This is a genomic window from Pseudomonas iranensis (assembly GCF_014268585.2).
In the GTDB taxonomy this organism is placed as follows: Bacteria; Pseudomonadota; Gammaproteobacteria; order Pseudomonadales; family Pseudomonadaceae; genus Aquipseudomonas; species Aquipseudomonas iranensis.
Map to the genome: position 1 here is coordinate 1018203 of NZ_CP077092.1, position 13579 is coordinate 1031781.

Below are 13579 nucleotides of genomic sequence, written 5' to 3' on the forward strand. Positions count from 1 at the left end.
AGCGCTGAATGACCGACAACGAATACTGACCAACCGGTCAGAGGCAGGCGCCTCGCTGGTGTTCTGGCGCTGTGCTATCGTTGCGGCATCATTTCGTTACGCTCCAAGAGAATCCCTCCATGAAGGTGGCCGTCTGGGCGACACAGCGTGTGGTGGCCTGCCAGCACGCATTGCTGATCGTTTTGCTCTGGTTGTTCACGGGCAGCGCCATCGCCCAAGCGCAAACCGGGCCGGCCGAGCAACGGGCCAAAGCGGTCACGCAAGTGGTGCTTGGCATCCTCAGTTATGCACGCTGGCCGGTGGAACCGGCGCAATTGCGCCTGTGCATCGTCGGCCCCACCGAATACACCGATGACCTGGTCAAAGGCACCACCCAAGCCACGGGTCGGCCGGTGGCTGTGCGGCGTCTGCTAGCGGACAACCCGGGCATCGTCAGCGAATGCGATGCGGTGTACATCGGCAAGCTCACCGCCGATGAACGCAGTCGTCTGTTTGCATCGTTGATCGGGCACCCGGTGCTGAGCATCAGCGAAGCGGACGATCAATGCACCGTCGGCAGTCTGTTCTGCCTGCGCGTTGGCGATGAACAAGTGTCGTTCGAGGTCAATCTCGACTCCGTGGCTCGCAGTGGTGTGCGCATACACCCCAGCGTGTTGCAGTTGTCCCGTCGCAAAGCGGCGGCGCCATGAAGCTGTTCAGTTGGAAGGCTCGTCCCACCCTGGGCTCGGTTATCGGCCGTGGGCATTTGATTGTCGCGCTGGTGGCGGTGGCAATGGCCAGTGTTTCGCTGACCTTGCTGGGCGTGCTCGCGCTGCGGGTGTATGCCGACCACAACCTGCACTTGATCGCCCGTTCGATCAGCTACACCGTCGAAGCAGCGGTGGTGTTCAACGACAAAGCGGCGGCAACCGAGGCGTTGGCGATCATCGCTTCCACCGAGGAAGTGGCAGATGCCCGAGTGCTCGACGCGCAGGGCCAATTGATCGCGCAATGGCAGCGCGTCGAGACCGGCTTGTTCTACGAGCTGGAAATACAGATCACCCGCGCTCTTCTGGAAAAACCGGTCAGCCTGCCGATCGAGCATCAGGACCGCGAAATCGGTCGGGTCCTGCTCATCGGTCACGGCGGCAGCCTGATGCGCTTCCTGCTCAGCGGCCTGGCCGGGATTGTGCTCTGCACCGCGATCAGCGCCTGGGTCGCGCTTTATCTGGCGCGACGGCAACTGCGCGCGATCATCGGCCCGCTGCACAGCCTCGCCGCCGTCGCCCACGCCGCCCGTAGCGAACGAGCGCTGGATCGGCGCGTGCCGCCGGCGCAAATCGCTGAACTGGATAATCTGGGCAACGACTTCAATGCCTTGCTCGGCGAACTCGAGTCGTGGCAAACCCACCTGCAAAACGAAAACGAAACTCTCGCTCACCAAGCGACCCACGACAGCCTCACCGGGTTGCCCAACCGCGCGTTTTTCGAAGGCCGCTTGATGCGCGCCTTGCGCAACGGCAAAAAACACGATGAGCGGGTCGCCGTGCTGTTTCTCGACAGCGACCGCTTCAAAGGCATCAACGATAACTTCGGCCACGCCTCGGGCGACGCAGTGCTGGTGGCGATCGCCAATCGCGTGCGAGCGCAATTGCGCGAGGATGATCTGGTCGCGCGGCTGGGCGGCGACGAGTTCGCCGTGCTGCTCGCGCCGCTGCACACGCTCGAAGATGCTGAGCTCATCGCTGACAAGATTCTCGCAAGCATGGACATGCCGATCACCCTGCCCGGCGACAGCAGTGTAGTGACCTCGCTGAGTATCGGCATCGCCGTTTACCCCGATCATGGCGCCACGCCGGGTGCCTTGCTCAATGCAGCCGACGCGGCGATGTATCAGGCCAAGCGCCTGTCGCGTGGCGCGCAATTCACCGCCGGGTCGGAGCGCCCGGTCGATTCCGTTCACACCAGGAGCTGATGCCGTGTTCACACTTGCCGTTCGACTGTTTTCCGCATTGCTGCTGATGGCCGCGCTGACCCTGAGCGGTTGCCAGACCGCCCCGCAAAAAGGCCTGACACCGGCGCAGGTTGCCGTGCTCAAACAGCAGGGTTTCGAATTGACCGACGACGGTTGGGAGTTCGGCCTGTCGGGCAAAGTGTTGTTTGGCAGCGATGTTGAAAGCCTGAACGCAGCCAGCACGGAAATCGTCGAACGCATCGGCAAGGCGCTGCTCGGCGTGGGCATCGAGCGGGTGCGGGTCGATGGCCACACCGATGCATCGGGCAAGGAAACCTACAATCGGCAACTGTCGCTGCGCCGGGCCAAGAGCGTCGCCAACGTCCTCGGCACGGTCGGCATGAAGCAGGAGAACATCCAGCTGCAAGGCCTCGGCAGCAGCGAACCGGTGGCCTCCAACGACACCGTGGCAGGGCGCACGGAAAATCGCCGGGTGTCGATAGTGGTCAGCGCCGACTAATCGGCAAAGCGCATCTCCCGCGTTTCCCCCATCAACAACGCCTGATTACGCTCAGTCACCTCACGAATGTAATCCCACAACAAGGTAATCCGCTTCAACTTGCGCAAATCCTCGCGGCAGTACATCCAGAACTTCAAGGAAAACAGGTTAACCCAATGAATACGGGGGCTAACCGCCATGAGTACCCTTGAAGCTCGATCTGCTGTATCAACCACTGTTACAAGTTTTACGTTTCCCTTGAAGCCGACCACAAGGTTGGCTAAGCCGTATTACTACCGTCGCAACGGTATTTACTACATGCGTCTCAGGGGTACAGGTAGCACCACTGACCTCGCTTCGGTTTCCCTGAAGACCAGCAACAGAAGGGTGGCTATGGATGCCGCAGAGCAGCTCTCGGGCTTTGTCAGGGCTTTTCACTTGGAGAACCCAGACGCCGCTTGGAACGAGCTGAAGGAACATTTCCGTGTTGTCTCGTCTGAGCTGTTTGCGGCTGGACGTGATGGTGACGTTACGCAGGTGTGGGGCGGATTGCATGATAGCCACTCTGGCTTTGTGGGCGGTTCTACACGACTCATGAAGTCTGTAGCGGACGCTCCGGTATCTCTATCAGTATTGGCCCCAGCTATAACCTTTGAGACTCTCTCGGGGCTCTACTTGGCCGACCGTGGGCAAGATCAGAAAGCATCGACCTTGAAGGAAACCAAGATTTGCCATGGGACAATCTCTGCGGCTCTCGGTGCTTTGGACATGCGGACGCATTCAAGAGCTGACCTCGTTACTCTGCGTGATCGTCTTGCAGATGGTCGCATGCCTTCAACGGTCAATAAGCTGCTTATTAAGCTGTCAGCAGTCCTCGCATGGTCAGTTGAAAATGGTCACATCTCAAAGTCTTACGACAAGAAGCTGAAGCTCACCAAAGGTCTTGAGTCGAAGCGTAAGGCGTTCACACAGGATCAGGTAGGTATTCTTGTGGCTTACTCCAACACGCTGCCTGAGACCTCATGGAAACGCTGGCTGTTGAGCCTCGGGGCTATCACTGGTGGGCGTCTGAATGAAATCTCACAGTTGGCGGTCGGCGATGTTCAAACTCTTGCATCAGGTATCACAGCCATTCACATCAACGAAGCAGGCGAAGGGAAGTCAATCAAGAACAAGCGTAGTGAGCGTCTGGTGCCACTGACTGATGGTGCCTACGGATTCGACCTTGCAGCATTTCTACGTTATGTCGAATCCCGCAAAACTGACCAAGGTGAGCCATCACATTCCGTGAAGCTTGCACAGATTGGGTACAAGACAGCGGGAGATTGGGCTAACCGTCAGGCTATCCCAGAGTCTCTGGGAAACGATCATAAGGCGGGGCTGACATTCCACTCTCTGCGTCACTCATTGGCCACTCTTATGCAGGTGAGGGGTGTTCCTACAACCCACGCTCAGGCTGTCATGGGACATGCCTCGGGCACTGTTACCTATGATACATATGGGGCCGGGGTTCCTGTCGAAGTCATTGCGAGTATGTTGAAATCGCTACTGTGTCCAGTGCACTCACATTGATGACAACGCCTCTACCTCTGGTATCTTCGGTGACTGATATTCATTTGATCATAAGCAGGAAGCAATCCATTACCTCAACTTTGGGCTTGGAAAATAGTTTAGGGAAGTGGTTGACAAACCAGTCCAACGTATTGACAAATGAGAATCATTCGTGTATAGTGGTGCGTATAGGCGAGGGAAACGACACCGCCCATACCAGTACCCTCAATACTATCTGAGCAACATTTACCAAGCTTAGCCATTTCCTTCTCCCCTAATTCAAAAGGTCTTACTTCACGGTTAGACCTTTTTTAATGTCTCGAATACAAACTGTTTAACAAACACCAAAGCTTAATCACCACCAATCAAATGGAGGACTCATTATGTCCGAAACAAAACAATGTTCCAGTTGTGGAACAAAGCTAGTCAACAAAAGGAGTCACGCATTGACTTGTTCAAATACTTGCCGCTGGCGGGTATGGCAAGCAAAACAATCAGCAATGATTTCAGTGAAATTAATGTTCAGCATCACCAGCTATGAATTAATTAAACTCAATGCCGAAGCAATTGGTGTTTCGATAAGTGACTACATACATGGTCGAGCAACTGCGGAGTGCAAGCAATGAAAGTGCCATTGAATGATGAAGCGGTTTCCCAACTTGAGTTCATTATGGGGCGTACGGGTTACACAAATAAACAACACGCGATCCAAGTAATGCTTTCGACGATTGCTAACAATCTAAGACGTTCTGGTCAGAAACTAAATAACAAGGTTGATCACCATGAGTAATCTGGATTACTTCAGTCGTGGACTCATCAAAGCATTTGAACGACAACGTGCAATGCAACAACAAGTAAATGTGGTCAGCGATGATCGTGATTCAACCATCACACCAATACTATTATCAAGACCACCACCGACACCTCGATCACTAAGTTTAGTGATCGACTGAACCAAACCATAATCGTTAAAGAAATGATTTCACTAATCAAACAGAGGAAAATGAAATGACAGAAAAGTTGATAACCATCCAAGGCACAGCCCCGAAATATGATGAAGCAGTATTGAAGCAACACCAAGCTGAGCGCCACGCGGAATACCGCACTAGCCGAGAAAGCTACAGACACGTATTCGGTGAACTTCCATACGACTTTTTAACCAAAATAATCGAGCTTTCTAATGAAGGCTATGAATTGAGCAGCAAGTATCCGATCACCTTTGCCACAATGGCGTATCATGCATACATGCTGAAACCAGCACAACAAATCACCGCTGACTTGGAAGCACTAAATGTTCAAGTGAAGCAGTCTTATGTTGCATGGCTTGAAAGCGAACGTGACCGTTATCGTAAACTTCTTACCGCCCAGTTATTGCAGGCAGCAGAGTTGAAGGAAGCTGAGAAGGTTGAGAAAGCCAAAGCGAAGCTGCTTGCTGACATCCAGAAAGAAGTGGATGCAACCTTTTCTGATCTAGTGATCCCAGGGTAAACGAACGATCCCGTGGCCGACGGCGACGGCGATACCATCCTCTGAATCTCCATAGCGCGTTTTGAGACCGTTTACCATGCGACCGACCCAATGATGGCCCCGGCAGATTCCCCAATCTGTACGGGGCTTTTGGGTTGCTGAAATTTGCCACCGATGGCGAAAATCAAGAAAAAATGTTTAGAGAAGTCTGACTTGTCAAGCTTTTTCTTGATGAGTGGTGCTTTTTCCTGTATAAAACTGCCCTCAACAGACACGCTCAAACCCTCGATATGATCATTAGTCGATCCCGGCTTATGCATCATGCGGAGTTTGTACGCGTGCGTTTTACCCAAACCAACTGGCATTACCCGAGAGGAACTGCCTATGAACTGAACTAAAAAAGGAGAACCGCCCATGTCGTACCCGCTCGCCTCTAATTCGCCTACCTCCAATAAGCTCAATACTCTTTCCGAACTGCTGTCATCAGCAGGATTGGAAGCATTGAATGCACGTATTTCAGCAAATACTGATGCATTGATTGCAAGCAAGATGAAAGAGAGCAACTTCCATCGAGAACCAAAAGGGGCAAGTGGTCCTAAGCCAAAGGTTGTGGGCAACCCATTCGTTGGTAATATGTGGTCTGTAAATGATAATGGCGGTCAAGCATACCCTAAGTTTGCTATGGAAATCATTGGAGGTGTTTGTCGTCTTGATTGGCATGACCGACCTATTGGTGTTGGTGGTATTTCCAAACCACTGAGTGTGAAGAAACTCATCAACATTCTTGAGTGGTTGCCTGAGATTACTAATGAGAAAGTTGAAGACTTCCTCAGTCTTAAAGAACGACATGCACGACGTTATATGAAAGCTGTTAAGCTTATAATTCCTCGTATGATGAAATGTCGTCCGGCTCACCTTAGTATGGTGATGGATGATGTGCCTGCGTCTCTTGAGCCAAGTGTAGTGAATGTGATGGATGATGTACGTATGCCAACTGCGGAAGAGATGGCTAAGCTGCATCACGACATGCGTACATTCGCTGAGTACGCTGCTGAGGAATATGAGAAAGAGAGTTCCGTTGAGTTGACCGGCAAACGTACTGATAACGTGGTTATGTTTCCTACTCGCAAGCAACATCCGAAGAAAGCCGAAGCATTGATTTTGATTGAACAAGGGTTGAGCCTCCGGGCAATCTCAAGGGAACTCGGAATTTCTGTGAACACTGTCCGTTCGTGGCAGAAGCCATCCACCGAGAAGCAAGCGGCATGAACAAGGTGTATCAGTAATACGGCCGCATGTATAATAGAGTGAAGCGAAGCGAAACGACGCTTCTTTCTTCTTTGGAGATTGTCCAAAGGACAGGGTGTTAAAGAAGTTCTTTTTAAGGGGAATCCCCCTTAAATATTCTCTTAGAGAGAGCAAAGAGAAGAGAGGGACAAGTTCCCTCAAAACAAAGAGCATGATCTTAGAGAATAACTATTCTGTCGTATACGACAGTAAGTACATACTCTGTGCTCACAGAAGAACATCAAAAGCTGGTGGGCTTCGCTACTCCACCTCCTTAAAAGCATTCGCCTATCGGCTCACTGCTATCATGTCTTTGTATTGTAGAGTTAACAAACTTCTATAGAACCATTCCTGATTGAAAATCAGATGTCAGCAATCTCTGTGTAAATTTACACAGAATACAACTGGTGAACATTCAGGAAGAGACGAACGGAAGTGAAGCCAAACACCAAACATTCTCTTCACACCGTTCAGCGGTGAAATACAATTCTTAAATCAACCCTTGATACTTTAACGAGTGTCGAGGGTTTTTTGTGGACAATGGTATTTCAATGATCATTCAGTTATCAGGAACGTATCAGGATCACCGCTATACCATCAAACTTGAATTTGCGCACCCGATACCCGTACGGGTGGCATTCCGTATAGGGTGTAACCATATTGGGGTTAAGCACAATTGGTATTCCCTCCAATTCCCTACACGCTGACTGCAATTCCACCAAATTCTGGAATAAATCAGTGGAAACCCAGCAACAAGCCAGAACCAGCACAAACGCCGTACAAATGTCGTCACACAGTTGACCTAGAGCGAACGTGGTCAGTATTCCAATCTTGCGACAGGTTCCACTACAGCATCATCCTGCAACGTCTGAGCTACGATCCCTGTTCACTCATCAAGGATGACCACCATGTCAGACAACCATGCCGCCATCGCCACCGCCGATGTACTCACACTGTTGCTGCACAACCAACACGCTTTGGCTGCTGCAATTGAAGAGGTTTCTTTATGGGCAAAGTCAACAGGTTTGCCCGACGTGCATGACAACGTGATCGCAGCACTGGAAACCATCGACAGAAATGCATCTGCCATCACCACTGCCATTCTTCGGATACGCGAGTAACCACTATCAATTGACTCTAGTTGTTCGATAGCTTGATAGACCTGTGATAGCTGCTATCAGATATCTATTGCAGATAGCTAACTGATCGTATTATCATAGGTCTATCAAATAAATAGATAAAGGATACCCTGCGATGAATGCCCACCTGTACCTGAGAGCATCGACCAAAGACCAAGATGCAAACCGTGCTCGTAACGCACTGGAATCTTTCGCTGGTGACAAGGGATTGAACATCGTTGACATGTACGCCGAGAACATCAGTGGTACGAAACTCCACCGACCTGAGTTGATGCGACTGTTGAACACTGCGCAACGTGGTGACGTGTTGTTGGTTGAGTCGGTAGACCGTCTGAGTCGTTTGTCACAGGTTGACTGGGAGAAGCTCAAGACAATGATCAAGGAGAAAGGATTGCGTCTGGTGATTGCTGACCTGCCCACCAGTCACATGATGGTTGAAGACAAAGGCATCACTGGCCAAATCATGGAAGTTATCAACAACATGTTGTTGGACCTGATGTCCACCATGGCACGTCTTGATCAAGACAAGCGTGTGGAACGAATCAATCAAGGTCTTGCTAACAAACGTGTTGCTGAGCCCGATTGGAAGCCAGCAGGTAAAGGGAAGAATGCCGCGTTGTGGGAACAGGTAAAGTCACTGATGGCGAAGCATCCAACAATGTCTGCTGACCAGATTGCCAAGCTGGCTGATTGTGGTGTTGCAACTGTATACAGAATTAAACGCGAAACCGCATAAGCTCACAGAGCAACGATAATCGGCAAGGCTTTGGCGTGTAATCACATCACGTTGAAACAGCCTGTACGCGATCCTGCGCAGCCTAAGACCATCTCCTGGCCGTTGCTAGGGATTCGGCGATTTCAAGACACCTAGCCGGTTTTAATAACTGTACGGTGTCGAACCCACGTGACAAACTTTTAACCCCCACAACGCCCGCAGGGATTCTGGTCACCTGATCATACGGATTCGACTGGAAAACCAGATTCTGAAATACAGGGGGTTGGATTTTCTCAATAGAAAGGAGTCTGCGTGAAAATGAATTAGGACGCAACGATCCATGCTGGTACGGATCAAAACTTAAATATAAGAAATGCCATCTTGATCGTGCAAAACAGCCCGCCGCAAGTCTTGCTGATGCTTACAAAACCTTGAAAAAGTTCAACGTGTCGAAAACGTGCAGCGTGCCGCCAACTTTACATTCAGAGTGCACCAACAAAATAATAAACGCACATACAGTATCCAAAAGCTCCTCTCTAAAAGAAATATCAGTTGATGGTCATGTACTATCATTTTGTTCTAATGCACAGGAAAACATAAAAACAGGAAAGCTTAGTCCGATCAAAATAGGAATCAATAAGGCTTCGACCCTTACTGGCTTTTGCTCTCACCACGATAAAACATTGTTTTCTCCCATTGAAGACAGTCCTTTTGGTATTAACTCTGAACACTGTTTTCTCGTGTTTTCTCGTGTTTTCTCGTGTTTTCTCGTGGCTTATCGTGCAGTTTCGAGTGAGGTGTATGTTAAAAATGCCGCTTCGAAGATCTACCTAGATGTTAAAGGCTTTGATAAAGGACTACCATTAAATCAGCAAATAGCCATCCAGCAGTTTGCGGGAGGTGCCTACAAAGGTAATGATCTGACAAAAAGAGACCTTGCTTATATCAAAGGCAAGCTAGACATGATGGTCACGAAAAAGACAACCTCTCAACTTAAACATGTGGTATTCGAACTTGAAAAACCACCATCTGTAATGGGGAGCGCTATCGTAGCCCTTTGATTCGGGTTCGATGGGAAACCGATACAGAATTTCTCTCAAAATATTCAGGATATTCCAGGCTATATAATCATCAATTCTTTTTCGAGTTCAGAGAAAGGCTATATGTTCTTTCATGGTTACAAGAACACGCCACTACCGCACATAAGCTTATTAGGCAAATTGCAGAAAACAACCTTACCTCCGATCACCTCGCAGTGTTAATGATCAGCTTGATTGAAAATATATATATCGCTCCTGCTTGGTGTGATACTTTTGAAAGCAAACTACAAAATTATGTTTGTGGATTGTTTTCTGTCGGAATTACTACTCATTATACCGGCCATTCGATAGTCAATGTACCCATCCTAAATATTGCAAGAATCACGAGTGTGGATAGATCGTTAATGCTCTGACCTGATTATAACCCTTAGCATTGTGAAAACCTTGCTTGCTACGAACGCAGGTTTTCACGAGATAATTGTGGTGTCATTGATTTTGGCCAAACATAAATCTAATAACTTTTCCGCCTTGCGATGGAGGGAGTTGCAAGACACGATCGTATAAAACAATTGTCATATCACAAACCTTGGCTTTATCTACACCGAGGGCTTCAGCATTTTCTAAAATACTTACGATGTCTCCGTACTTCCCTATTAGCTCGATAAGTATAGGCTGCAACAGAGGCAAAACATCTCTTTCCGTCGGAATGGATTGTGGTGCGACTGAAGAAGACTTAATAACTTCTACCAGTGCCTTTTGATCTGCCTGGGAAGTGCTTGTTGATATGTATTTACTCATATCGAAAGCCTCTCTACGCTGAGGGAACAAAAAGCCGTAGCAAAGCTTGTTCCCGGCTCGCTGAAGTTCTTTAAGCTCCTGTACCATTACTTTCATGTATGTTGCGACGGCTTCGTCCGAGGCGTACGGAATTCTTTTTTGAATGAGCGCAACTATACTAGCATGCACCAATGCCACAGCTTCATCTTGGCTTTTGCCTTCCTTGGTTGCTAAGTCAAGCTGGCTTAATATGTTGTTGTAAGTCGTTGGGTCATATTGTTTTATTGCAGAGTAGGCTGGGTTTTTTAATAGTGAATCTTCTAGATGGGCACTGTTATAATAGTCATTTATGTGAGGGGTAATAAATTGGCGAGATAGCGCGAATAGTGCGGCCATTATTATTAGTGTTATTACTGAGTAATTTCTTTTGGTTTTTAATTTTCTCGTAAATACATGTACAATTCCGCTAGCGACTGCACCGCAAACGGCACCCACAGCAATATTAATCCATACCATACCAACCTCCTTGTGAGATTTTAGGATTTAAGAAGCTGAGCGTAGTCAATATTAAGCAATACTGCACGTAGCTTGCGAATTGGAGCAGCAAAGAATCTGGTCTGACTCAGGTCGATTGCTCAAAGGCACTTGGGCGACCTCAGTCCTTTATGAGCGACATTGAAACTGGATCGCGGCGCTTGGACGTCGTGCAGCTCCGTGACCTGTGCAGGGTCGTCGGAATTGGACTTGGTGAGTTGGTAGAAGAGCTTGAGAGGTCGCTTGTTGAAGAATAACGTACAGCTCACTCCTTGTGATTACACACTTTGCGACGTTGCTCGCACATGCTTTTAAAGCGCCAGGATCGAAAATGCTCTTGGCGTTCAGATATTAAAGTTACCATTGGTGAGCAGGGTAAAAACCTTAAAGAACTCAAGTGTTCTCGACAGATGACGATGCTCTCGACGCTAGGCGGGGCCGCATCTTGAAGATGTTGTACGCACTTTTTAGATTAGCCTATAGGTAATTGGGCTGATATGTTATCAAATAGTTAAGCACCGCAATTGCAGTGCTATAAAGACTTGAGGCGACTAAAAATTAGGAGATGTCCATAAAGTCACTATCAATCTCGTGTTTTTCGACTTTAACTTTCATCCTGCTTTGATCGATAAGAAAATTTTTGAATAGTGACTCAACATGCAGAATCAATTCGCGTTGAAACTTTTCACCCCTATCTGCTGAAATTTCTAAATATGTACGTCTATCACTGCTCGGATTGTTTATGAAGCCAATATTCCAATTTGGCGTACCGACAAATACAGAAAACATCTTTGAAAAAAGCTGGGTATCAAGCGTATTCAGATGATAAAAAACTTCGTCGCTAGCTCTTAATTTCTCTACCACAAATCTATGGTCAGAGGTATGGGAGGAAGCCTTCTTAGCGACAGTTAACTTCCTTAAATAATTTAATATTGTCTCTTGTGTGACGCTGGACTCGCCATCCAATAAGTAAGTTTGCGTTCTCTCACTATCAGGAATATAAAAATATTTAATTGCTCTATGAGAGTCAATCTGTCGGAGGAAATTCAACTCTTCAAGCCAGTATTGCCATTTTTGCTCAAGAACTTGAGCATAAAATCTACGTGCAACCTTATCGGTCCGGGTTTTAATATGTCTTGCCGCAAAGAACTCTTGAACACTTGCGTGGACAAAGGAAATTTTCTTACCTTCCTCAATTAATAAGCAGGTAATTTTTTTTATGTCATCCAAGAAAGCTTGTGGCTCTGCGTCAAACCCAACTTCTTCTATGCTGCTAACCGTTAAATTATATGCTGCTTCAAAATCAACAGAAGCTAACTGTCGCCTTCTCGTTGAGAAACAAAAAGCTTCAAATATTTGTTGGATTTGCCTGTCATCAAGTTTGGATTTTCGATGTCTTCGCCACCCTAGCTTTGATGCGTCATGTCGAATAAGCAGTATTTGAAATAAATCGTTATAGAACTCTGAAAACCCCAGCGGAATTTTTTGTGCGCTTCTGTAAGAAATTGCAAGCAAGGTTGCAAGTAGAGGGGTTGTAATAAGTTCTCTTATTTTTGTCGGCGATGACTTTATTGCAGAATGAATGCGAGCGGAAAAAGCTACATCTTTAGTTATCTTCTTATAAAATCCAAGCAAGTCCTCTAAGGTTAGCGGTTGGATTCTATATGAATGGAAGTTTGTCAGATGCTTACAGTCTGAATCTGGACGTGATGTAAGAATTATCTTGCTCTCGGGAAAGCTGTAAGACAATTCCTCAATTTCCTGCATCAACCGGCTGACACTCCCGGGATCAACCTCGTCAAACCCGTCCAAGAGAATGGAGAGCTTCCCCTCAGTTGCAAAAACAGTAAAAAGCTCGTCATCATTATTGATGCCCATCAAGGCCGAAAACTTAGCGGCAAGATAACCTCGCAGCGAGTTTTCTTCGATATTTCTGAGTTCCACAAACATCGGAATTCGTGTGCCAGATCGAATTTCGCCACCAAGTAGGTAACGCATCAGTATCGACTTACCCTGGCCCACTGTTCCAAATATTATATTGTGATTAAATTTAAACGGGTCTAGATTTTTAAGTCTAATTGGTTTGGGTGGAGTGGGATCGTTTCTAACAATTTGTACCGGAAAAAAGAAAGAAGTCAGACTTAGTGGTCTATCAGTGTGCCAGATTGTTTTTACACGCTGAGTTTCATAAAGCTTCTTATGAAGTACCTTTACTTTAGTAGCTGTTCTAATGATGGAAATCTTTTGTTTGATTTCACCTTCATAAGTATTATAAAGTTCATCAATAGGTTTTTTGAGAAGCGATATCGCTAACGAAAAGTCTGGCATTTCATCACCATAGACAATTGATCACATTCCTCTAAATTCCTCGGAAGCGCAGCTAGCGAGGCGTGGAGGATTAGATGGCCACCATTTGGCCTCTACAGAACCACAATAGCTTGGGAAGTGCAAGCCGCAATCCGAAAATCTGAATGGTGGAACTGTGCAAGTGAGCAAAGTCGAGTCGTTGCTCTCCCGCTCGCCGCATTTCATGGCGTAGCAAACCTGTCGAGATTTACAATAACAGGACGAACAAACTATATTAATGCACATGCATTTTATTGCCCCAAACGGCTAGCCAAAATTTTGGGTGCACAC

At 47.8% G+C, this 13579-nt stretch carries 15 protein-coding genes and 3 pseudogenes; 14 read left to right on the forward strand and 4 right to left on the reverse strand.

Going from position 1 to position 13579, the window contains the following annotated elements; translation table 11 throughout:
* The first annotated feature begins 119 nt into the window (after positions 1-119).
* The 3 genes from yfiR to yfiB are packed head-to-tail and all read left to right on the forward strand — an operon-like array spanning position 120 to position 2453.
* On the forward strand, positions 120-689 hold the full coding sequence (yfiR, locus tag HU724_RS04400) for a regulatory sequestration protein YfiR (RefSeq protein WP_024011482.1): 570 nt from the start codon (positions 120-122) through the stop codon (positions 687-689).
* Positions 686-1954 (forward strand): diguanylate cyclase DgcN/YfiN, encoded by a 1269-nt coding sequence (dgcN, locus tag HU724_RS04405; protein ID WP_186567951.1) that lies wholly within the window; start codon positions 686-688, stop codon positions 1952-1954. The genes yfiR and dgcN overlap by 4 nt, the downstream gene beginning before the upstream one ends.
* A gap of 4 nt (positions 1955-1958) precedes the next feature.
* Positions 1959-2453, forward strand: coding sequence for an outer membrane lipoprotein YfiB (gene yfiB / locus HU724_RS04410; RefSeq protein WP_186567953.1), 495 nt, complete (start codon positions 1959-1961; stop codon positions 2451-2453).
* Here the strand turns inward: yfiB and HU724_RS04415 are convergent.
* A pseudogene (locus tag HU724_RS04415) lies at positions 2450-2587 on the reverse strand (LysR family transcriptional regulator); the annotation flags it as partial. The gene yfiB and the pseudogene HU724_RS04415 sit on opposite strands and share 4 nt — an antisense overlap.
* Positions 2588-2630: 43 nt before the next feature.
* On the opposite strand from HU724_RS04415, the gene HU724_RS04420 reads away from it, so the two are divergent.
* From HU724_RS04420 to HU724_RS04440, 5 genes are all read left to right on the forward strand, one after another.
* Positions 2631-4004: a tyrosine-type recombinase/integrase gene (locus HU724_RS04420; protein ID WP_225927665.1), complete on the forward strand. Its 1374-nt coding sequence runs from the start codon at positions 2631-2633 to the stop codon at positions 4002-4004.
* Between the two features lie 362 nt (positions 4005-4366).
* Positions 4367-4609, forward strand: a complete 243-nt coding sequence (locus tag HU724_RS04425; RefSeq protein WP_186567955.1) for a hypothetical protein — start codon at positions 4367-4369, stop codon at positions 4607-4609.
* Entirely contained in the window at positions 4606-4773 is a 168-nt protein-coding gene (locus HU724_RS04430) for a hypothetical protein (RefSeq protein WP_186567957.1), read from the forward strand. Before HU724_RS04425 ends, HU724_RS04430 begins: the two co-directional genes overlap by 4 nt.
* The gene (locus tag HU724_RS04435) at positions 4766-4936 is read left to right on the forward strand and encodes a hypothetical protein (RefSeq protein ID WP_186567959.1); all 171 of its coding nucleotides are present in this window, start codon (positions 4766-4768) and stop codon (positions 4934-4936) included. The genes HU724_RS04430 and HU724_RS04435 overlap by 8 nt, the downstream gene beginning before the upstream one ends.
* A 55-nt stretch (positions 4937-4991) precedes the next feature.
* Positions 4992-5471, forward strand: a complete 480-nt coding sequence (locus HU724_RS04440; RefSeq protein WP_186567961.1) for a hypothetical protein — start codon at positions 4992-4994, stop codon at positions 5469-5471.
* A gap of 71 nt (positions 5472-5542) precedes the next feature.
* Here HU724_RS04440 and HU724_RS04445 read toward each other — a convergent pair whose 3' ends face one another.
* Positions 5543-5866: a hypothetical protein gene (locus HU724_RS04445; RefSeq protein WP_186567963.1), complete on the reverse strand. Its 324-nt coding sequence runs from the start codon at positions 5864-5866 to the stop codon at positions 5543-5545.
* Here HU724_RS04445 and HU724_RS04450 point away from each other — a divergent pair.
* The 5 genes and pseudogenes from HU724_RS04450 (at position 5865) to HU724_RS04465 (ending at position 9652) form a co-directional block, all read left to right on the forward strand.
* On the forward strand, positions 5865-6719 hold the full coding sequence (locus HU724_RS04450; protein WP_186567965.1) for a helix-turn-helix domain-containing protein: 855 nt from the start codon (positions 5865-5867) through the stop codon (positions 6717-6719). The two genes, HU724_RS04445 and HU724_RS04450, sit on opposite strands and share 2 nt — an antisense overlap.
* A 926-nt stretch (positions 6720-7645) precedes the next feature.
* Positions 7646-7858: a hypothetical protein gene (locus tag HU724_RS04455; RefSeq protein WP_186567967.1), complete on the forward strand. Its 213-nt coding sequence runs from the start codon at positions 7646-7648 to the stop codon at positions 7856-7858.
* A gap of 133 nt (positions 7859-7991) precedes the next feature.
* Positions 7992-8612 carry a recombinase family protein gene (locus HU724_RS04460; protein WP_186567969.1) on the forward strand — a complete coding sequence of 207 codons (621 nt, stop codon included), beginning with the start codon at positions 7992-7994 and terminating at the stop codon, positions 8610-8612.
* Positions 8613-8899: 287 nt separating this feature from the next.
* Positions 8900-8974, forward strand: a pseudogene (locus HU724_RS27805) (SEC-C metal-binding domain-containing protein); the annotation flags it as partial.
* Between the two features lie 48 nt (positions 8975-9022).
* Positions 9023-9652, forward strand: coding sequence for a hypothetical protein (locus tag HU724_RS04465; RefSeq protein ID WP_225927666.1), 630 nt, complete (start codon positions 9023-9025; stop codon positions 9650-9652).
* A gap of 465 nt (positions 9653-10117) precedes the next feature.
* Here the strand turns inward: HU724_RS04465 and HU724_RS04470 are convergent, their stop codons facing one another.
* Positions 10118-10924 carry a hypothetical protein gene (locus HU724_RS04470; RefSeq protein WP_186567971.1) on the reverse strand — a complete coding sequence of 269 codons (807 nt, stop codon included), beginning with the start codon at positions 10922-10924 and terminating at the stop codon, positions 10118-10120.
* A 92-nt stretch (positions 10925-11016) separates the two neighbouring features.
* On the opposite strand from HU724_RS04470, the pseudogene HU724_RS04475 reads away from it, so the two are divergent.
* Positions 11017-11199: pseudogene (locus tag HU724_RS04475) on the forward strand (helix-turn-helix domain-containing protein); the annotation flags it as partial.
* Positions 11200-11500: 301 nt separating this feature from the next.
* Here HU724_RS04475 and HU724_RS04480 read toward each other — a convergent pair.
* Positions 11501-13270, reverse strand: a complete 1770-nt coding sequence (locus tag HU724_RS04480; RefSeq protein ID WP_186567973.1) for an NACHT domain-containing protein — start codon at positions 13268-13270, stop codon at positions 11501-11503.
* Between the last annotated feature and the right edge of the window lie 309 nt (positions 13271-13579).

Coding starts and splice junctions, on each gene's coding strand:
- yfiR (WP_024011482.1), top strand. CDS start 120: ATGAAGGTGGCCGTCTGGGCGACACAGCGTGTGGTGGCCTGCCAGCAC.
- dgcN (WP_186567951.1), top strand. CDS start 686: ATGAAGCTGTTCAGTTGGAAGGCTCGTCCCACCCTGGGCTCGGTTATC.
- HU724_RS04420 (WP_225927665.1), top strand. CDS start 2,631: ATGAGTACCCTTGAAGCTCGATCTGCTGTATCAACCACTGTTACAAGT.
- HU724_RS04425 (WP_186567955.1), top strand. CDS start 4,367: ATGTCCGAAACAAAACAATGTTCCAGTTGTGGAACAAAGCTAGTCAAC.
- HU724_RS04430 (WP_186567957.1), top strand. CDS start 4,606: ATGAAAGTGCCATTGAATGATGAAGCGGTTTCCCAACTTGAGTTCATT.
- HU724_RS04435 (WP_186567959.1), top strand. CDS start 4,766: ATGAGTAATCTGGATTACTTCAGTCGTGGACTCATCAAAGCATTTGAA.
- HU724_RS04440 (WP_186567961.1), top strand. CDS start 4,992: ATGACAGAAAAGTTGATAACCATCCAAGGCACAGCCCCGAAATATGAT.
- HU724_RS04450 (WP_186567965.1), top strand. CDS start 5,865: ATGTCGTACCCGCTCGCCTCTAATTCGCCTACCTCCAATAAGCTCAAT.
- HU724_RS04445 (WP_186567963.1), bottom strand. CDS start 5,866: ATGGGCGGTTCTCCTTTTTTAGTTCAGTTCATAGGCAGTTCCTCTCGG.
- HU724_RS04455 (WP_186567967.1), top strand. CDS start 7,646: ATGTCAGACAACCATGCCGCCATCGCCACCGCCGATGTACTCACACTG.
- HU724_RS04460 (WP_186567969.1), top strand. CDS start 7,992: ATGAATGCCCACCTGTACCTGAGAGCATCGACCAAAGACCAAGATGCA.
- HU724_RS04470 (WP_186567971.1), bottom strand. CDS start 10,924: ATGGTATGGATTAATATTGCTGTGGGTGCCGTTTGCGGTGCAGTCGCT.
- HU724_RS04480 (WP_186567973.1), bottom strand. CDS start 13,270: ATGCCAGACTTTTCGTTAGCGATATCGCTTCTCAAAAAACCTATTGAT.